General features: G+C 65.5%; 20 protein-coding genes. 11 read left to right on the top strand and 9 right to left on the bottom strand.

Features of this window, described 5'->3' with window-relative positions; genetic code table 11:
* Positions 1 to 241 precede the first annotated feature (241 nt).
* Positions 242 to 589 (bottom strand): aminopeptidase, encoded by a 348-nt coding sequence (locus SLQ30_RS12730; protein ID WP_319446653.1) that lies wholly within the window; start codon positions 587 to 589, stop codon positions 242 to 244.
* 1,086 nt (positions 590 to 1,675) lie between these two features.
* Positions 1,676 to 3,940, bottom strand: a complete 2,265-nt coding sequence (locus SLQ30_RS12725; RefSeq protein WP_319446652.1) for an ATP-dependent DNA ligase — start codon at positions 3,938 to 3,940, stop codon at positions 1,676 to 1,678.
* A gap of 32 nt (positions 3,941 to 3,972) precedes the next feature.
* On the opposite strand from SLQ30_RS12725, the gene SLQ30_RS12720 reads away from it, so the two are divergent.
* Positions 3,973 to 4,194 carry a hypothetical protein gene (locus tag SLQ30_RS12720; protein WP_319446651.1) on the top strand — a complete coding sequence of 74 codons (222 nt, stop codon included), beginning with the start codon at positions 3,973 to 3,975 and terminating at the stop codon, positions 4,192 to 4,194.
* A 5-nt stretch (positions 4,195 to 4,199) separates the two neighbouring features.
* Here the strand turns inward: SLQ30_RS12720 and SLQ30_RS12715 are convergent, their stop codons facing one another.
* The 6 genes from SLQ30_RS12715 to SLQ30_RS12690 are packed head-to-tail and all read right to left on the bottom strand — an operon-like array spanning position 4,200 to position 10,824.
* Entirely contained in the window at positions 4,200 to 5,468 is a 1,269-nt protein-coding gene (locus SLQ30_RS12715) for a DUF4032 domain-containing protein (RefSeq protein ID WP_319446650.1), read from the bottom strand.
* Between the two features lies 1 nt (position 5,469).
* A complete protein-coding gene (locus SLQ30_RS12710; RefSeq protein ID WP_319446649.1) occupies positions 5,470 to 6,549 on the bottom strand; it encodes an ABC transporter ATP-binding protein in 1,080 nt (359 codons plus the stop codon).
* A gap of 13 nt (positions 6,550 to 6,562) precedes the next feature.
* The gene (locus SLQ30_RS12705) at positions 6,563 to 7,432 is read right to left on the bottom strand and encodes a carbohydrate ABC transporter permease (RefSeq protein ID WP_319446648.1); all 870 of its coding nucleotides are present in this window, start codon (positions 7,430 to 7,432) and stop codon (positions 6,563 to 6,565) included.
* Positions 7,433 to 7,436: 4 nt separating this feature from the next.
* Positions 7,437 to 8,411, bottom strand: a complete 975-nt coding sequence (locus SLQ30_RS12700; RefSeq protein ID WP_319446647.1) for a sugar ABC transporter permease — start codon at positions 8,409 to 8,411, stop codon at positions 7,437 to 7,439.
* Positions 8,411 to 9,784 (bottom strand): ABC transporter substrate-binding protein, encoded by a 1,374-nt coding sequence (locus SLQ30_RS12695; protein WP_413468022.1) that lies wholly within the window; start codon positions 9,782 to 9,784, stop codon positions 8,411 to 8,413. Before SLQ30_RS12695 ends, SLQ30_RS12700 begins: the two co-directional genes overlap by 1 nt.
* 2 nt (positions 9,785 to 9,786) lie before the next feature.
* On the bottom strand, positions 9,787 to 10,824 hold the full coding sequence (locus SLQ30_RS12690) for a sugar-binding transcriptional regulator (protein WP_319446920.1): 1,038 nt from the start codon (positions 10,822 to 10,824) through the stop codon (positions 9,787 to 9,789).
* 120 nt (positions 10,825 to 10,944) lie between these two features.
* Between SLQ30_RS12690 and SLQ30_RS12685 the strand changes: the two genes are divergently transcribed.
* The 6 genes from SLQ30_RS12685 to SLQ30_RS12660 are packed head-to-tail and all read left to right on the top strand — an operon-like array spanning position 10,945 to position 16,079.
* Positions 10,945 to 11,946 (top strand): NAD(P)-dependent alcohol dehydrogenase, encoded by a 1,002-nt coding sequence (locus tag SLQ30_RS12685; protein WP_319446919.1) that lies wholly within the window; start codon positions 10,945 to 10,947, stop codon positions 11,944 to 11,946.
* Positions 11,943 to 13,358 (top strand): mannitol dehydrogenase family protein, encoded by a 1,416-nt coding sequence (locus SLQ30_RS12680; protein ID WP_319446646.1) that lies wholly within the window; start codon positions 11,943 to 11,945, stop codon positions 13,356 to 13,358. The genes SLQ30_RS12685 and SLQ30_RS12680 overlap by 4 nt, the downstream gene beginning before the upstream one ends.
* Positions 13,355 to 14,272 (top strand): carbohydrate kinase, encoded by a 918-nt coding sequence (locus SLQ30_RS12675; protein WP_319446645.1) that lies wholly within the window; start codon positions 13,355 to 13,357, stop codon positions 14,270 to 14,272. Before SLQ30_RS12680 ends, SLQ30_RS12675 begins: the two co-directional genes overlap by 4 nt.
* A gap of 21 nt (positions 14,273 to 14,293) precedes the next feature.
* A complete protein-coding gene (locus tag SLQ30_RS12670) occupies positions 14,294 to 15,175 on the top strand; it encodes a Ku protein (protein ID WP_319446644.1) in 882 nt (293 codons plus the stop codon).
* A complete protein-coding gene (locus tag SLQ30_RS12665; protein WP_319446643.1) occupies positions 15,172 to 15,639 on the top strand; it encodes a hypothetical protein in 468 nt (155 codons plus the stop codon). The genes SLQ30_RS12670 and SLQ30_RS12665 overlap by 4 nt, the downstream gene beginning before the upstream one ends.
* A complete protein-coding gene (locus SLQ30_RS12660) occupies positions 15,636 to 16,079 on the top strand; it encodes an RDD family protein (protein ID WP_319446642.1) in 444 nt (147 codons plus the stop codon). Before SLQ30_RS12665 ends, SLQ30_RS12660 begins: the two co-directional genes overlap by 4 nt.
* Here the strand turns inward: SLQ30_RS12660 and SLQ30_RS12655 are convergent.
* Positions 16,060 to 16,434 carry a phage holin family protein gene (locus tag SLQ30_RS12655; RefSeq protein ID WP_319446641.1) on the bottom strand — a complete coding sequence of 125 codons (375 nt, stop codon included), beginning with the start codon at positions 16,432 to 16,434 and terminating at the stop codon, positions 16,060 to 16,062. The genes SLQ30_RS12660 and SLQ30_RS12655 overlap by 20 nt on opposite strands.
* A gap of 138 nt (positions 16,435 to 16,572) precedes the next feature.
* Here SLQ30_RS12655 and SLQ30_RS12650 point away from each other — a divergent pair, with 138 nt between their 5' ends.
* The 4 genes from SLQ30_RS12650 to SLQ30_RS12635 are packed head-to-tail and all read left to right on the top strand — an operon-like array spanning position 16,573 to position 19,069.
* Complete coding sequence (locus SLQ30_RS12650) at positions 16,573 to 17,364, top strand: SDR family oxidoreductase (protein ID WP_319446640.1); 792 nt, start codon at positions 16,573 to 16,575, stop codon at positions 17,362 to 17,364.
* Between the two features lie 11 nt (positions 17,365 to 17,375).
* Positions 17,376 to 18,452 carry a diacylglycerol kinase gene (locus SLQ30_RS12645; protein WP_319446639.1) on the top strand — a complete coding sequence of 359 codons (1,077 nt, stop codon included), beginning with the start codon at positions 17,376 to 17,378 and terminating at the stop codon, positions 18,450 to 18,452.
* A 48-nt stretch (positions 18,453 to 18,500) separates the two neighbouring features.
* Positions 18,501 to 18,776, top strand: a complete 276-nt coding sequence (locus tag SLQ30_RS12640; protein ID WP_319446638.1) for a hypothetical protein — start codon at positions 18,501 to 18,503, stop codon at positions 18,774 to 18,776.
* A 56-nt stretch (positions 18,777 to 18,832) separates the two neighbouring features.
* Positions 18,833 to 19,069, top strand: a complete 237-nt coding sequence (locus SLQ30_RS12635) for a hypothetical protein (protein WP_319446637.1) — start codon at positions 18,833 to 18,835, stop codon at positions 19,067 to 19,069.
* Positions 19,070 to 19,142: the final 73 nt, after the last annotated feature.

Genomic DNA, 19,142 nt, shown 5'->3' with positions numbered 1-19,142 from the left:
CATCGCGCGGGAAACGAACCCCCTGGGAAGCGTCCGGGACCGTTACTGGTGCTAGCGGCGAGCGAGCCCAGTTCAGCATCGCTTTCGCATCCAGCAATGACCACCGCCAGCAATAGACCGGTCGTACGACGGCTTCGAACAAGCGGAAAGGGCTTGGCAAGCCCTGACCAGATGCCCTGTGGCACGCCTCCGCCTTCTCGACGCCGCTGACACGATCCGTTCTGGAGTCGAACATTCGCGGTCAGACGCCGCCGCGCGCAACTCCACGGCGGCCGCGAAACAACACTCCGACAACCAACCCGACCGCCCCGACAATCACCAACGGGATCGCCCAGTGGCGGCGTCCTGATATTGCCTCATCACATGCGACGACGAAGTCGGGTCGCGGAACGCCCTGAGCTACCGCAGGGAGGCTGGCCACCGGCGTCACTTTCGCCGCGCCGGGCCCAGATTCGTCGGCCGCCACAGCATTTCCGCACCCGACCGTGGAATTACCACCGTCGAACACCGATATCGGCAAGAGCAGTCCGGCCACACCGGCGATGAGCACCGCTGCGGCTACCAACACATTCCGTATCCGAGAGTTCACCCGCTCCTCCTTTTCGAAGTCGTTGCCAGCAAAGATAATTCAGTGTGAAATACTCGGCAATCTGACTGGGTCACCGTTGCAGGCCCACCGTGCCCGGCACCGACGAGTCAAGAGGCGTCAACCCTCACAAGACGCCGGCGCCGTCAAAGCCCCCAAGAATCGCATGTCTGAGGTGGGAACTCACTGCGACACAGGCCGGGAGGAAGGTTGGGTGGCGGGACTGAGGCCGGTGGACTGTCTCCTTCCCAGATATTGGCCAGGGGCGTACCGTCAGCGACGATCGGTGTACCGCCCACGTTGCCCTGCCCGTGTCCGACAATCCAGAAGGTGTGGCAGACACTCTGGTCCCATTCGAGATACCTTCTCGTCTGCTCCCCCGGGCACCATTGGTACGGCCCATTGGGATACGCGTGGACGGTTGCGGCGCCCAGACCTAGTGCGGCGGCGATCAACACAGGCGTTGCCAGCCCCACGAATAGTGGTCTCGCCACGCTGACCACCGACTTCCCGCTGCTACTGCTGCTCATGGTGACTCCATTTGACGCTGTTGGCCCGTAGCGATCGGAATGTGGATTCGCAGCGGTTTAGGGGATTCATGGAGCCCTGCCGGCTCCGCCGGTGAACACGGTTAAACCCCGGGATATGAGCGGAGGCGGCCAGGAACGGATCCGCCGCCGTGAAAGCTGCACCAAAGAGGCTGCCGACGACCGGTGATTCCGCACTCAGCCTGAGCGGCGGCCTTCGAGCGCAGCGATGACGACCACCGCCAATTACCTTGCTCCGGTTCGACACTGGAACCTCCGAGACGTACTTGCTGAAACGTTGCTGAAACCCGACGACCAGCTCGACGCTAACGGCCACGGAGGGCCAGAGGAATAAGGAATATCCCTACAAACTGGCTACCGGCAGCGGCGGCATGGACCACGGAGCGGCACACCCACGGGGGCCGCCAAGTCTCAATGCTGTCGGGTCCGTACTCGTCGAAGATCGCCGCCACCGCTGTCGAATGCTGGCGATTCAAAGCCGAGAAGAAACCGCAGGCTCCAGTCGCTTTGGGCGATTTGGGACGAGCGGGCCCATCTGATCCTATAATTCCCAGACCACCTCATCGGGCGCCTTGTCCGGCCGCAACCCCCGCCAACTCGGCTGACGCAACCGGCCATCTGAAGTGCGCTCGCTGAAGCGCACCTCGCCCACCAGTTCCGGGCGCGCGAACGTGACGCCCTTGGCATCGGGTCCGACAAGTCTTGACGTGAAGGGTGATTCATCGGTCTGCAGGGGCGCCAGGGTCTTCTTGAGCGTCGCCAGTTCCTTCTCGGTGAAGCCCGTGCCGACGCGACCGGCGAAGTGCAGCCCGCCGTCTTCCGGGATTCCCATGAGCAGCGCGCCAATGCCACTGGTGCGACCGCCCTCGCCTGCCCGCCATCCGCCGATGACGACTTCCTGTGTCCGCCAAAGCTTGTCCTTGATCCACGACTGCGAACGTCGCCCCGGCTGGTAAGTAGAGTCGCGCTTCTTGGCGACGACGCCCTCCCAGCGGTGCTCCTGGGCATACTCGAGCGCCGCGGGGCCCTCCCCTGGCAGCGCCTCGGGGACGATCAGCCCACCGCCGGCAGCCAGCGCGTCGAGTACCTTGCGTCGGTCGGAGTACTTGGCGCGCAACAAGGATCGGCCATCCAGCTGAAGAATGTCGAAGGCCCAGAACTCGATTCGGGTCGAGCGCGCCCGGTTCTGCATTTCCTCGAAGCTCGGCACGCCGGATTCATCGAGCGCGACGACCTCGCCATCGAGGATGACGTGATGATCGGCCAGGTCGGCGGCCAGCGCCTCGAGCTGCGGGTACTCGCCAGTGACGTCCCGCCCGCTGCGCGAACGCAGTTGCAGGTCACCGTGATCCGCGTCGACCAGCAGCCGATAGCCGTCCCACTTGCCCTCGAACGCCCACACGACCGAGGACAGCTTCGCGACCGACCCGTGCGTGGCGAGCATCGGCGCGAGATCGCCTGCGGTAGCGACGGGCTGCTCCTTCATCCGGTGGGCGAGCCAGTTCTTGCCGCCAGTCTGGATCAGCGCGTAACGCCCGGAGACCTTGCTGCCATGCAAGGTGACGATCACCTCGCCGCCCTTCTCCGGCCCGTCGGGTGCGTTGTCGCGGAACTTCTCCGTTTCGTACGTGCCGGAGTCCCAGACGATGACGTCGCCACCGCCGTACTCCCCCTTGGGAATCGAGCCCTCGAACGTCGCGTACTCCAGCGGATGGTCTTCGGTGTGCACGGCGAGGTGGTTCACCGATGTCGTCTCGGGCAGGTTCTTCGGGACCGCCCACGACACCAGCACCCCGTTTCGTTCGAGCCGGAAGTCGTAGTGCAGTCGGCGCGCGTGGTGCTCCTGGATCACGAAGGTGTCGTCGTTGCCCGTCGCGGGTGCCTTGGCGGGCACGGGTTCCGGTGTCTTGGCGGCGTCTCGCATGCCCCGGTAGGTCGTGAGTTTGTCTGGCAGCGGGACGTTTTCGTCGAGCCCGGCGAGCAGGTCGCCGTCGGCCTCGACGCGCGCAAGCACCTCGTCGAAGGTCAGGTGCCGCAGGTCCGGATCCTCGATCTCCTCCCACGTGCGCGGCGCCGCGACGGTGGGATGGTCGCGGCCACGCATCGAATAGGGGGCGATCGTCGTCTTGGCCGAACTGTTCTGGCTCCAGTCCAAGAACACCTTGCCTGCGCGCAGGCTCTTGGTCATGGTCGCCGTCACCTGTTTGGGCATGGACTGCTCGAGTTGCATCGCAATCCGCTTGGCCAGCACGGACGCACCGCGCGAACTGATCGGCTCCTCCAGCGGGACGTACAGGTGCAGGCCCTTGCTGCCGCTGGTGAGCGGATAGGTAGTCAGCCCTATGTCGGAGATGATTCCGTGCACCTCGCGGGCCACCTCGCACAGCTGACGGAACGTCACGTCCTCGCCGGGATCGAGGTCGAACACGATGCGCGTCGCCGGACCTGGTTGAGCGTCGACGAACCGCCATTGCGGCACATGCACTTCCAGTGCGGCCTGCTGGGCGATCCACGCCAGCCCTTCCCGGGTGTCGATGACGGGGTAGGTGGTGGTGCCCGACTTGTGGGTGACGGAGCCGCGGCCCAACCAGTCTGGCGCCGACGAGGCCAATTGCTTCTCGAAGAAGTCCGGCTCGCCGACCCCGTTCGGCCAGCGCTTGCGGGTGACAGGACGGCCCGCGATGTGCGGCACCATGACGTCGGCGATCGCGACGTAGTAGTCGAAGACCTCGGCCTTGGTGGTGCCCGTCGCCGGATAGAGCACCTTGTCCGGGTTCGTCAGCCGAACCCGTTCGTAACGCTCCATCGGCTCAGTATCCCGCGGGTATCGTCGAAAGAGTGAGAACGGTCCTGGTCGGGTTGGCGATCATCGCAGGTGTGGCAGTGGCTGCACCCGCGCGCGCCGAGCCGGCCGACCTTGTGCCGTACTGCACGGGCGCTCAAACTCCCATGGACTCCAACTGCAGGGTCGCCCCGTCGCAGAGCGGCATCGACCCGCAGTCAGGCCTGAGCCCCGACCTTCCCTTCGGCGTCAACCCCGGCTCAGTCCCGGTGATTTAGCCGCCTCAGTCGTCGTCGGGCGTCAGCACGGCGAACGGTTCCGTGGGCGTCTCCGCGATGGCCATCTTGGCCGCGGAGTCAGTCGGGATGACGTCACCGGCCAGCGCCGCGAGCGCCTTGTTGGTGCCGACGTCGCGACCGGCCCGCTCACTAAGGAGCCAGCGCACTTCGAGCAGGTCGCAGTAGGCCTGGATCGGCGTGCCCTTCAGGTTCACCGCTTCGTGCGCCAGTTGCTCGTAGGGGGTCAGTATCTCCATGACCCACAGACGTGCGGCCGTCGCCTCGTCCACGTCGTGCCCGGCCTCCCGGCACAACTGCGCCTGATAGGCGTGTAGGTCGCCGAGCAGTATGCGGGCCTGCCCCTCCCCCACGTCCAAACCGGTCAGCTCCTGCAGATGCTGGGCGTGATACCGGCGATCGCCCACTGCGACGTGAACGCGCAGCCGGCTCGGGTCGGCACTGTCGGGCTGCAGCGAGAGTTCGTCGACAGCGAAGCCGAGATCGTTGAGCCGACGGATGGTGCCCTCGACGCGATACCGGTCGGTGAACCCGAACACCGGCTCGGCGTGCAGCAGCGCCCACAATTCGTCGTATCGGACGGCAACCTGCTCGGCTTCGGCAATCAACGTGTCCTGCAACGACTCCGGCTGACCGAGCCGCTCGGCGAGATCGACCAGGCCCTCCGCCACGTTCTCCACCAGGATCTCCAGGTCGTGCCTGCGCTGGCCCCGGCTCAGCGACGGGTGCACCTCGGACGTCTCGGCATCGACCAACCAGGCTTGCAGCAGCTGCCCGTCCCTCGAGAACAACGTATTCGCCAAAGAGCAGTCACCCCAAAAGACTCCGTGGCGATGAAGCTCCACCAGCAGGCCGGCCATCGCGTCCAGCAGGCGGGCTCGATGCGTCGGCTGATCGGGCGGCAACCGCATGAAGAGCCGGCGATATTGCCACGACCCCTCGAGGTAGCGGGTCACCAGGATTGCGGTGTCGAACTCGGGCTGCAGCACCAGGCCCGCCGGGCGCACCGCAGGCAATCCCATCTCCTCCAGCCGACGCAGCACGTCGTACTCCTTGACGGCTATCCGCGGCGGCATGTCCTTGACCGCCCACAGGTGCTCGTCGGCGTCGACGAACTTCACCAGGTGGCGGCTCATCCCCACCGCGATGTCGCGCAACGGAACGTCAGGGACCACCCAGTCCGAAAGCGGTCTGTCCCACGGCAATCCGAGCAGATCCGGTGTTGGTGCCCGGAGCCGTAACTCCGGAGCGCGCACGCTAGTTGATGCGCTCGCCGGTATTCGGTTTGAACAGGTGGACCGCGCCGTCGGGGTTCTTGCGCAGTCGCACCGTATCGGCCAGCTTGGGCGCCGTACGCGGGTTGCACCGTGCGACCAACTCGACACCCGAGCCCGCATGGGTGTAGACGTACGCCTCGCTGCCGAGATCCTCGACCAGGTCGACGACGACCTCGACGCCACCGGAATCGGAGAGTTCGAGTTGCTCGGGCCGAATTCCGAAGGTGACCTCCGACAGGCCTGCGGCGCTCAGCTTGGTCAGATCGTCGCGCTCGAGTTGCAGCGTCGAGTCGCCGATCTTCACGCCGTCGGCGGTGACGGGCAGGTCCACCAGGTTCATCGCCGGTGACCCGATGAAGCCCGCTACGAACGCATTGGCCGGGCGATCGTAAAGCTCGTTGGGCGAGGCGAATTGCTGCAGCTTGCCGAAGCGGAGCACGGCCACGCGGTCGCCCATCGTCATCGCCTCGACCTGGTCGTGGGTGACGTAGACCGTCGTGGTCCCCAGCCGGCGCTGGAGGGCGGCGATCTGGGTACGGGTCTGCACCCGCAGCTTGGCGTCGAGGTTCGAGAGCGGCTCGTCCATACAGAACACCTGAGGCTCACGCACGATGGCACGGCCCATCGCCACGCGTTGACGCTGACCGCCGGATAGCTTGGCGGGCTTGCGATCCAGATGCTCGGTCAGGTCGAGCACCTTGGCGGCCTCCTCGACTTTCTTGCGTCGCTCCGCGGCCGACACCCCGCGCAACTTGAGCGCGAAGCCCATGTTCTCGGCGACGGTCTTGTTCGGGTACAGCGCGTAGTTCTGGAACACCATCGCGATGTCGCGGTCCTTCGACGGGACACCGGTCATGTCCTTGCCGCCGATCTCGATGGCGCCTTCGTCGATGTCCTCCAGGCCGGCCAGCATGCGCAGGGCAGTGCTCTTGCCCGAGCCGGAAGGCCCTACCAGGACGATGAATTCGCCGTCCTGGATGTCGAGGTTGAGGTTGTCGACCGCGAGTTTGTCCGAACCCTCGTAGATGCAAGAGGCGTTCTTGTAGGTGATTGATGCCATGGGAGTTGCTCCTCTATTTGATAGCGCCGAAGGAAAGACCACGAACGAGCTTGTTCTGGGCGAACCACCCGCAGAGCATCACGGGGAGTGCGGCCATCGTTGCGGCCGCCGACAGCACGGCCCAGTACTGACCCTCACCGGCGATGAAGCCGACGAGATACACGGGCATGGTCTGAGCGTTCACCGCGGTCAGGTTCACCGCGAGAAAGAACTCGTTCCAAGCGAAGATGACGCAGATCAGCGCCGTGGCCGCGATACCGGGCGATACCAGCGGCAGGATCACCTCTCGCACCGACCGCCACAGGCTGGCGCCGTCCAGACTGGCCGCCTCGAGTAGTTCACCGGGCACCTCAAGGAAGAACGACCGCATCATCCAGACGGCGATCGGCAAGTTCATCGAGGTATAGAGGATGACCAGAGCCCAGATGTTGTCCAGCAGACCGATGTTGGACACGATCACGTAGAGCGGGAGAATCGCTGCCACGACGGGCAGCATCTTCGTGCTCATGAAGAAGAACAACGCATCGGAGGTCTTCCGCACCGGCCGCAGCGACAGCGCGAACGCGGCAGGCACGCCGAGCAGCAGCACCAGGACGGTCGATGCGACCGTGGCCCACACCGAATTCAGCATCGCCGGACCGATGCCCTGTTCGAACACTGCCTTGTACTGATCGAGCGTCGGGGTGAAGAACAGCTTCGGCGGGCTGGTCGCGGCGTCACTCTCGGACTTGAACGACGTCAGCACCATCCAGAACACGGGGAAGAAGAATCCGAGCGCGGCGATCCATGCCACCACCCCCCACGGGCTGAACTTGCGCGACTTCTTCTTCCGCACGGGTGCGGCATCGCTTGTCGCCGTTGTTCTTTCGACTGTAGTAGTCATGCTCTTACGCCGCCTCTTCCTTGCCGGAGAACGATTTGAAGATCAACCGAAGTGCGAAGCTGGCGATGATCATCGTGAAGATCACGACGACCACACCCATGGCTGCCGCCTGGCCCATGTCGAAGCCGAGGAAGGCGCGCTGATAGATGTAGAACGGCAGGTTGGAACTAGCGACACCGGGTCCGCCCTGCGTCATCATAAAGATCGCGTCGAACGTGTTGACCAAGTAGATCGCCCCGAGCACGACACCGAGTTCGATGAAGCGGCGCAGGTGGGGCAGCGTCAACTCCCGGAAGAGTTGGAACGCACCAGCACCGTCGACGCGCCCGGCCTCGAGTTGGTCACGCGGCATCGACTGCAGGCCCGCGAGAATCAGCAGCATCATGAACGGCGTCCACTGCCAGATCAGCTCCACCATCACCATCGACAGCGGGAACTTTCCGATCCAGTCGACCGGGCTGATACCCACCAACGACAGCACCCAGTTCAGGATGCCGTTCGTCGGGTCGAGGATTGTCGTCTTCCAGATCAACGCTCCCGCAACGGGTGTGACGAGGAACGGGGTGATCAGGAGTGTCCGTACCACGCCGCGACCCAGGAACGCCCGGTCCAGAAGTAGTGCGAGTAGCAGTCCGAGGAAGGCCGAGATGATCACGACGCCGACGATCAGCACGACGGTGTTGAAGGCCACCGACCAGAACTGACTGTCCTTGACCACGGCGATGTAGTTGTTGAGTCCGACGAATTGCCGCGAGCCGGGACGAACCAGGTTCCACGACAACGTCGAGTAGTACAGCGTGAACAGGAATGGGATCTGCGTGACGACGATCATGAAGATCAACGCCGGCAGCAGCGGTCCCCGCCTGCGCCACCCTTCGGCCCGGCTGACGCCGGTGTCCTGGGCTTCCCGAATCTTGCGAACCCGTTCGGCTACTTCGGCGTCCGCCGCCGCTGTTCCGGTATCAGCAATAAGCGTCATCACTTCTCCTGATATGTCTTGCCGACGACTTCGGCGTATTCCTGTGCTTGGTCGAGCGCGGCGTCGACGGACTTCTGGCCTGCCATTGCCGCGCTGATCTGCTGGCTGACCCGCGTCCCGAGATCCTGGAACTCCGGAATTCCGACAAATTGCACGCCGGTGTATGGAACCGGCTGCACCGTAGGCTTGTCCGGCGTCGCATTCTTGATCGACTCCAAGGTCAACGGACCGTAGGACTTCGAGATCGCTTGGTACTCAGGCAAGTCCGTGTACGTCGACGTGCGACTGCCCGGTGGTACGCGGGCCCAGCCGAGCTTCTCCCCGACCAGCCTCATGTAGTCCTTGCTGGTCATCCAGGAGATGAACTTCCATGCGCCGTCGGGGTTCTTGGCGCCCTTGGGGATTCCCAGCGCCCAGGTGTAGAGCCATCCCGAGTTGGGCTTCTCCATGATGGGTGCGGGCAGATAGCCGATCTTGCCGACGAGATCCGGGTAGGTCTTCGGATCCTCGAGCACCGAGACCGCCGAGGTGGCGTCGTACCACATCGCCGTCTGACCCTGACCAAACAGGTTGGCGCACTCCTGGAATCCCGTTGAAGAGGCGCCGAGTTCACCCGCCTTGTTGACGAGATCGACGTAGAAGTTGACGGCCTTCTTCACTTCCGGGCTGTTGAGTTGAGCGTTCCAGTTCTCGTCGAACCAGCGGCCGCCGAAGGTGTTGATCACCGTGTCCAGCGGCGCGAGCACCTCACCCCAGCCCGGCTTGCCACGCAGGCAGATGCCGGCCGTGTTGTTCTTCTCCTTGATGGTCTCCGCCCACTGCGCGACCTCGGTCCACTTGGGCTGGTAGTTCGGGTCCTGCGGGACCTGGATGCCAGCCTTTTCGAAGAGGTCCTTGCGGTACATAAGGAACGACGACTCGCCGTAGAAAGGAACCGCGTACATGTTGCCCTTGTAGGACAGCGAGTTCCGCAGCGACGGGATGATGTCGTCCTCGTCGTAGCCTGGCGTGTTCTTCGCGTAGTCGGACAGGTTCATGAGCCACCCGTCTTTGGCCCACTGTGGCGTCTCGAAGTTGCTGATCATCACGACGTCGAATTGACTGCCGCCCATGGCAGTCGACATCGTGATCTTCGCGCGGGCCTGATTCTCGGATAGCGAAACGAACTTCAGCTTGGTGCCTGGATTTGCCTTCTCGAACTCCGACGAAAGCTTCTGGGCGTCCGTCATCTGCGAGTTGGACACCAAGGCGATCGTCACCTCGTTCGACGAGGCGCCGAGGCTTCCTGCGCCCGAACATCCGGTGGCCAGAAGCAGTCCGGCGGCAGCCGCGCACGCAGACAGCTTGTGGAGCACTCTTCGTGTGGTCTTCACTTTTATCTCGCTCCTCCTTGAGCCAATAACCAACGAGCACAATCGATGTCACACACCAACAACTTGGCCAACTTTCCGCGCAGCGCCGCAAGGGTGGCGACGTGCTTGCCCGCCCCACTGGAAATCAAGATGGTCTTGGCGCAGTCCCGGACGTCCTCGAGCGACACCGACACCGAGCGGCTGGCCAGTTCGGTGACGACTGGAGTCCCTTCGGCGTCGAAGAAGCGGCCACCGATCTCACCGACGGCACCGAGCGCGACGAGTTCGTCGAGCATCCGGCCATCGAGAAAACTGCCTTCGAACAGCGTCGTCGACGTGGACGCGGCGCCAACGCCGAACAGCATGGTGTCGGCGTGCCGACCGGCTTCCAGCGTGCGAGAGATGACGGAGTCGCTGCGGATCGACGCCACGGTCGACGCGTCGGCGTACAGCGGTGCGGGCAGCCGGATCGCATCGGCGCGCAGGGCGTCCGCGCTGCGGCTGAGGATGAGCTCCATCCCGGTCTGGTAGGCCGCTGTCGACATGGCGCCGTCCAGTTGGACGACCGTCCGGCAACTCGCCACTCCCGGGGACAGGGAGGTGGCCACGGCGACCTGTTCGGGACCCCAGGTGAAGCCGAGCACGTCGTCGGCGGAGAGCCTGCGCATCAGGAGTGCGGCGGCGGCGCGGCCAACGCTCGCGAAGACGGCGGGCCGCCCTGGCGCTCCCACGTCGATGCCGTGTCCGGTCACGACGGCCTCGGTGAGCCCGAAGCGCACCTCGAGTTCGCGTTCCTCGTCGGCGTGCAGGCTGTCCTGCAGCGTTGGCGGAACCACGACCTCGATGCGGACCAGTCCGTTGGCCTTGGCCCGGGCGATGAGTCGGCCTGCCGTCGGTCGAGAGACGCCGAGCCTGCTGGCGATCTCGGCCTGAGTGAGTCCGTCGAGGTAGTAGAGCGTCGCAGCGCGCAACGCCAGGCGGAGGTCCTCTGGGCTTGCGGACGCACGCGCGGCGCCATCGGAAACGTCCTGGCTGGCGTGTAGCACCCGGCCGTTCGACATCGGTGTCGCCACGTGTCCCGTTCCCCTCCCTCGCATGAGCAGATGCTCAGGGGTGCGAGTAGATGTTCATCACGCTAACATCCAAGTGTGACGTACACAACACTCTCGATTCCTAAACACATGCGTGCCGCCGTCCTCGTCGGGACCAACCGAATCGAGGTCGAAGAACGCGAGGTACCCGCACCGGCGCCCGGCGACGTGCTGATCCGCGTCTCGAAGGTCGGCGTATGCGGCTCGGACACCCACTACTACCGCGAGGGCCGGATAGGGAGCTTCGTCGTCGACGGTCCGCTGGTGCTCGGCCACGAAGCCGCCGGGACCATCGTCGGCGTCGGCGACGGGGTCGACCCCGGCCGCATCGGCCAGCGCGTCTCGATCGAACCGCAACGGCCAGACCCCGACAGCGCGGAGACCCGCCGCGGCGACTACCACCTCTGCCCGCACATGCAGTTCTTCGGCACCCCGCCGGTCGACGGGGCCTTCTGCGACTACGTCACCATCGGCGCGGCGTTCGCGCACCCGGTGCCCGACGGCGTCACCGACGATGCGGCCGCGCTGTGCGAACCGCTGTCGGTGGGCATCGCCGCGGTGCGCAAGGCGCGACTCGACGCCGGCGCGCGCGTGTTGATCGCGGGCGCAGGTCCGATCGGACTCGTCGTCGGCCAGGTCGCGCGCGCGTATGGCGCGACCGAGGTCATCATCAGCGATCCCGATGCCACGCGACGCACACGCGCCGAGGACTTCGGTGCGACCGCCGTGCTCGACCCCGGCTCCGACGCGATGGACGACTTGGGGGTGGACGCCTTCATCGACGCGTCGGGCGCGCCTGCGGCGGTCGCGGCAGGAATTCGGTCCGTGCGGCCCGCGGGCACCGTGGTGCTGGTCGGGTCGGGCGCGGAATCAATGACCCTGCCGACGCAGCTGATCCAGAACCGCGAACTGGTGCTCACCGGGGTGTTCCGCTACGCCAACACGTGGCCGAGCGCGCTTGCCCTCGTCGAGTCCGGCCGCGTCGATCTCGATGCGATGGTGACCGGAAGGTACCCGTTGGAAAACGTCGGCGAAGCCCTGGACTCGGACCGGCTGCCGGGTACCGTCAAAACAGTGGTGACCGTGTCATGAAACTCAACGCAGAGAATTTGTCACGAATCCCGATCGCCAAGCCGGGCTACGACCGCAGCGAGATCGGTATCGGCATCGTGCATTTCGGCGTCGGCGGATTCCACCGCGCGCATCAGGCGATGTACGTCGACCGGCTGCTCGAGACGGGGACCGCCAAACAGTGGGGCATCTGCGGCGTGGGCGTCCTGCCCGCGGACCGCAAGATGGCCGATGTGATGACCGCGCAGGACGGGCTCTACACGTTGGTCGCCGAACATCCCGACGGTCACCGCGACGCCAGGGTCATCGGATCGATCGTGGACTACCGCTACGCCCCCGACGACCGCGAAGGCGTGGTCGAACTGATGGCCGCGCCAAGCACCCACATCGTCTCGCTGACCATCACCGAGGGCGGCTACGACATCGAGGGGGCAGGCCCAGACAGCGTGTTCGGGCTGGTGGCCGACGCGCTGGACCGTCGGCGCGAGCGTGGACTGCCGTCGTTCACGATCGTGTCGTGCGACAACATCGAGGGCAACGGAAACGTCGCACGGGCAGCCTTCACCGCGCACGCCGAACGCACGCACCCCGAGTTGGCCGACTGGATGACCGAGCACACCCGGTTCCCCAACTCGATGGTCGACAGGATCACCCCCGTCACCACCCCCGACGTCATCGATTCGCTGGCAACGGAATTCGGCGTCGAGGACCAGTGGCCCGTCGCCGCCGAACCCTTCACGTCCTGGGTGCTCGAAGACGCCTTCTCCGACGGCAGACCTCCCTTCGAGGACGTCGACGTGCTGCTCGTCGACGACGTGACGCCATACGAGTTGATGAAGCTGCGCTTGTTGAACGCCAGCCATCAGGGCCTGTGCTACTTCGCCTACCTGGCCGGCTACCGGCTGGTGCACGACGCTGCCGCCGACCCACTGTTCGCCGAATTCCTGCTCCAGTACATGGATGACGAGGCGACGCCGACGTTGTTGCCGGTGCCGGGCATCGACCTGCCCGACTACAAGCGCACGCTGATCGAGCGGTTCGCCAACCCCGGCGTGCGCGACACCATCGTCCGGCTCTGCTTCGGGTCGTCCGACCGCATCCCCAAATGGCTGTTGCCCGTGATCCGCGACAACCTCGCAACAGGCGCCCCGGTCCGGCTGTCCGCGGCGACGGTGGCCAGCTGGGCCCGTTACGACGAGGGCGTCGATGAGCAGGGTGACCCGATCGACGTTCAAGATCAACTCGCAGACAGCCTTGTGCCCCTTGCGAAATCGCAGCGCGACAACCCCACCTCGTTCCTGGAGCATCCGGTGTTCGGCGACCTCGTCAAGCAGGAGCGCTTCGTGGAGGCGTACACGTGGTCGCTCGACTCACTGCATCGGGATGGCGCACGGGCCACGCTCGAGAAGCTGGTTCACGGGGAAGACACATGAGCGAGCGCGCCCTCGTCATCGGCGAGGCCTTGATCGACATCGTCGAGCGCGATGGGGTGCCACTCGGTGAACACGTCGGAGGCAGTCCACTGAACGTGGCGATCGGGCTGGGCAGGCTTGGCCACCCCGTGGACTTCCTCACCCACATCGGCCGCGACGACCGCGGTCGGCGCATCATCGACTACGTCGAAGCGTCTGGGGTGCAACTCGTTTCGGGCAGCATCGACGCCAAGCGCACCCCGACTGCCGTGGCCCGGCTTGACGCAAGCGGCGCGGCGAACTACGTCTTCGACATCGAGTGGGCGCTGTCGGGAACGCCCGAGGTGGCGCCCCCGCTCGTCGTACACACCGGATCCATTGCCGGCTTCCTCGACCCCGGCTGCCTGGCCACCGCCGCGCTGCTCGACACGTACCGCCCGTCGGCGACCATCACCTACGACCCCAACGTGCGACCCGCGCTGAGCTCCGACCACGAGCAGACGCGCACGCGCATCGAGCGCCTCGTCGGGCGCGCCGACGTCGTCAAGGCCAGTGACGAGGATCTGCGGTGGATCGATCCGAGACACGATCCGGAACGTCTCGCCGAGACGTGGCTGGGGCTGGGACCGGCGATCGTCGCGGTGACCATGGGCGGAGAGGGCGCGTTCGCCATGTGCGCGGCGGGCACCGTGCGCGTGCCCGCCCCGCCGGTCAACGTCGTCGACACGGTAGGGGCTGGCGACTCATTCATGACGGGGTTGATCGACGCGTTGTGGAGCCTCGACCTGTTGGGCGCCGCCAAACGCGCGGACCTGGCGCGCATCTCCCTGGCCGACTTGCAGCGCGCGGCGGAGCAGGCCGTACGCGTGGCCGCGGTGACCGTGACGCGGGCAGGCGCAGACCTACCCGATCGCGCCGCTCTCCAACAGCGCTGATCCTGTGAGCCATACTGGGGCATGCGTTCCATCTGGAAGGGATCCGTCGCCTTTGGCCTGGTGAACGTGCCGGTCAAGGTCTACAGCGCGACCGAAGACCATGACATCAAGTTTCATCAGGTACATGCCAAGGACAACGGGCGCATTCGCTACAAGCGTGTCTGCGAGGTGTGCGGCGAGGTAGTCGAGTACCGCGACATCGCCCGATCCTACGAATCCGAAGACGGCCAGACCGTCGTCATCACCGACGAGGACATCGCCACCCTGCCCGAGGAGCGCAGCCGCGAGATCGAGGTACTGGAGTTCATCCCCGCCGATCAGCTTGACCCGCTCATGTACGACAAGAGCTACTTCCTCGAGCCCGACTCGAAGTCGTCCAAGTCCTATGTGCTGCTGGCGCAGACGCTCGCGGAGACCGATCGAGTGGCCATCGTGCACTTCTCCCTGCGCAACAAGACGCGCCTGGCGGCCTTGCGGGTCAAGGACTTTGGCAAGCGAGAAGTGATGGTGGTCCACACGCTGCTGTGGCCCGACGAGATCCGCGATCCCGACTTCCCCGTGCTCGACCAGAAGGTGGAGATCAAGCCCGCCGAATTGAAGATGGCCGGCCAGGTGGTCGAGTCGATGACCGACGACTTCCACCCCGAGAAGTTCACCGACACGTATCGCGAGGAGATGCTCGAGCTGGTCCAAGCCAAGATCGAAGGCGGAGAGGCCTTCACCGCCGAGGAACAGCCCGCCGAGTTGGACGAGACCGAGGACGTCTCGGATCTGCTCGCCAAGCTCGAGGCCAGTGTTGCGGCTCGCAAGGGCGGTTCCGACGACAAGCCGGCCCAGAAGGCCGCCGCGAAGAAGGCGCCTGCGAAGAAGGCCGCGGCCAAAAAAGCGCCGGCCAAGAAGTGACCGACCTCTCGGGGCTCGCCAAGCATCCGGTGACGACGGTGGCCGTCGGTGCAGCGGCGACGGCGCTTGGCCTGGCCGCCGAGGGGTACAAGGCGTGTGAGCGGCTGCCGTTCGTGGGCGATCGGCTACGTGATGTCCGGTCGACGCTCGAGCGCCGTGGCGAGCACGCGGTTGCCGTTGGCCTCGAGCCGCTCAAGGCGACCATCACCGCCGTCGCCGTGGAGCTAGTGGATCGGGTGCTCGACGAGCTGGACATCAACGCGCTGGTGCGCGAACGGGTCGACCTCATCGGGTTGGCCGACGAGGTCGTCGCGGGCATCGACCTGCCGTCGATCATCCGCGAATCCACGGGCAGCGTCACCGCCGACGTCATGGACGACGTCCGCAGCCAAGGCGAGCGCGCCGACGACGCCGTATCGGGCATCGTCAACCGAATTCTCGGTCGGGAGAAGGACTCCCGTTGAATGACGCCGAGCCGCCACGCAACGCGGGCATCGTCAGCCGCTGCGTGGCCGCCGTCATCGACCTCGGCGTGGTGCTGGTCATCATCGGCGTGCTCTACGTCGGGCTGATTCTGACCAGACTTGCGATCAATCCGTCAGCGTTCCAGTTGCCCGCCATCGGTGTGCTGTTCTCCACGACGGTGACGTTCAGCATCTCGGTGCTGTATCTCGCTGGCTGCTGGGCGGTTTCGGGCTGCACGGTGGGCGCGGTCGTCATGGGGCTGCGCGTGAGGGGCCGCAAGTCCGAACGGTTGCCGGGCGTCATCGCACTACTGCGGGCCGTGGCCTGCGTGGTGTTTCCCGTCGGGCTGGCGTGGGTGGCGGTCGACGCGCAACGCCGCTCGCTGCAGGACCTCTTGTTCAGAAGCCGCGTCGTTTACGTCAGCCGACCTTCTTCTTGATCAGCAGCATCGGAAGCACCATCGTCGCCGCGGCAGAGACCAGCCACACCACCACCGTCGCACCGATCCATGCGCCGACGCCACTGATCCTCAACCCGCTGCTGAACAACGACGCGAGGAACAACGCCACCAGCGTGGACACCAACCCGATGCCGCCGAGGAACGCCGACGCGTAGCGGTTGGCCATCTTCGCGATGAACGGCGCCAGGATCGCCTGCGCCACCGAGAAGATCACGACCGCGACGACGAAGCCGTACACCGACAGCGACACGCCCTTGATCAGCCACGCGGCGATCAGGAGCCCGATGGCCGACGAGCCCAGGAACACGGCCGCGCGCAGCAGCAAGAGTTTCATGATCACGATCTTCGCGCAGAGTCATGGCCGGTGTGCCTCATTGGGCGAGTCGCAACCAATTAGAACGTGTTCTAGAAAGCGGCCACGGAGAGCCGCCAGCCTTGCTAGCGTGTCGCCCGGCGGGGAAGAGAGGCACAGATGATTCTCGATAGATTCCGGCTCGACGATCAGGTGGCAGTTGTCACCGGAGCGGGCCGCGGCCTGGGTGCGGCGATGGCGCTGGCGTTCGCGGAAGCCGGTGCGGACGTGGTGATCGCGGCCCGCACGCAGTCGCAACTCGACGAAGTGGCCGAGCAGATCAGGGCCACCGGCCGGAAGGCCCACGTCGTCGTCGCCGACCTGGCTCACCCGGAGGACACCGCCAAGCTCGCCGAGCAGGCCGTCGAAGCGTTCGGCAAACTAGACATCGTCGTGAACAACGTCGGCGGCACCATGCCGAACGCCTTGTTGAACACCTCGACCAAGGACCTCCGCGACGCCTTCACGTTCAACGTCACGACCGCTCACGCTCTGACCACGGCCGCGGTACCGCTCATGCTCGAGCATTCCGGCGGCGGCAGCATCATCAACATCACCTCGACGATGGGCCGGGTGGCGGGGCGCGGCTTCGCCGCCTACGGCACGGCCAAGGCCGCGCTCGCGCACTACACCCGGTTGTCGGCACTCGATCTCGCGCCGCGGATCCGGGTGAACGCCATCGCGCCGGGTTCGATCCTGACGTCGGCGCTCGAGATCGTGGCCAGCAACGACGCATTGCGCGACCCCATGGAGCAGGCCACCCCGCTGCGCAGGCTGGGCGATCCGCTCGACATCGCCGCCGCGGCGGTCTACCTGGCTTCGCCTGCGGGCGGCTACCTGACCGGCAAGACGCTCGAGGTCGACGGCGGCATCACGTTCCCGAACCTCGACCTGCCCATCCCCGACCTCTGAGGAGCCCACGCATGACAATCAAGGTCGCCGCGATCGGCACCGGAAACGTCGGCAAGCACGCGCTGACCCAACTGATCAACGATGCTCGATTCGAGCTGACCGCTGTGTGGGTGTCCTCGGACGCCAAAGCAGGCAAGGACGCGGGAGATCTTGCCGGACTGGATGTTTCGACAGGAATCACGGCGACCACCGATCTTGACGCCGTGCTCGCGACCAACCCCGAATGCGCCGTCTACACGGCGATGGCGGACAACCGGCTCGTCGAGGCGTTGGAAGACTACCGGCGCATCCTGGCCGCGGGCGTCAACGTCGTCGCCAGTGCTGCGGTGTTCCTTCAGTACCCGTGGGGCACGTTGCCCGACGAGATGATCAAGCCCATCACCGACGCGGCCGAAGCAGGCAAGGCCAGCATATTCGTCAACGGCATCGACCCCGGCTTCGCCAATGACCTGCTGCCACTGGCGCTGGCAGGCACGTGCCAGCGCGTCGAGCAGATCCGGTGCATGGAGATCATCAACTACGACACCTACGACAGCGCCACCGTCATGTTCGACGTGATGGGCTTCGGCAGACCGCTCGACGAGATCCCGATGCTGTTGCAGCCGGGGGTGCTGAGCCTGGCGTGGGGTTCGGTCGTGCGGCAGTTGGCGGCCGGGTTGGGCATCGACCTCGACGAGGTCACCGAGACCTACATCCGCGAGCCCGCCCCCGACGACTTCGACATCGCGTCGGGCCACATCGCGAAGGGCACCGCCGCTGCGCTCCGATTCGAGGTGCGTGGAATGAAGGACGGCAAGGTGGCCGTGGTGCTCGAGCACGTCACCCGACTGCGCGACGATCTGCGTCCCGACTGGCCGCAACCGGCACGTGAAGGTGGCTCGTACCGCATCGAGCTCACCGGCGAGCCGTCCTACGCATTGGACCTGTGCCTATCCAGTCCGAATGGTGACCACAACCACGCTGGGCTAGTGGCGACGGCCGCGCGGGTCGTCAACGCGATTCCCGAAGTGGTCGCCGCACCGCCAGGCATCCGGACGACGCTCGACTTGCCTCTCGTCACGGGAAATGGGTTGTACGCTGGGAGTTGACTGCCAACATTTGCAGCCAGCCGACGAGAAGAGCCCGAGCCGATGCGGATGACACGCCACCTGATCCCACTGATCGCCTCGGCAGGTGCGGCAGCCCTCCTGCTCGCTCCGCTCGCCTCGGCCGATCCCTCCGATCCCTCCGACGAGGTATCGAATCTGCCCACATGCACGACGACCGGTGACGGCGGCGCGTACACCGGCACCACGACGACCGAGTGCGCCACGCCCGGCAACGTTGAGATCAATGCCGAGGCGCCTGAGCCCGCCTACCCCTACCCGTGGGGCGACGAGTTCTACGGCCCCGGGCTGTTCCTGGGTCCCTAATGTGGGCGGTGGTGGCGACCACCGATAGCCGCCCTGGCCCACTGAGGAGGCCAATCATGTCAATCCATATTCGCAGGCTCGCAACGACTTTCGCGATGGCTGGTGTCGCCTGTGCGCTGTCGTTGGCTCCTGCGGCGCAGGCCCGTCCGGAGTGCACCCAGACCGGTCCCAACACCACGCAGTGCACCACCAATGGCAGCTCGCAGATCACCACGTCACCGCCGGCGATGCAAGGCCCGAATTACGGCGGCTGGCCGGCGTTCGGCTTCGGGGGCTTCGGCTTCCGCTGGTAGCGCTGGCATTAGCCCTGCCTTCGTTGCAGGGCGAGCAAGGTTTCGGCTAACCTAACTTTTCTCTTCGCCATGT

The sequence above is a fragment of the Mycobacterium sp. RTGN4 genome (assembly GCF_033804635.1).
Classification (GTDB): domain Bacteria; phylum Actinomycetota; class Actinomycetes; order Mycobacteriales; family Mycobacteriaceae; genus Mycobacterium.
The sequence above is the reverse complement of the archived record's forward strand: the minus strand, read 5'-3'. Positions and strand labels throughout refer to the sequence as shown.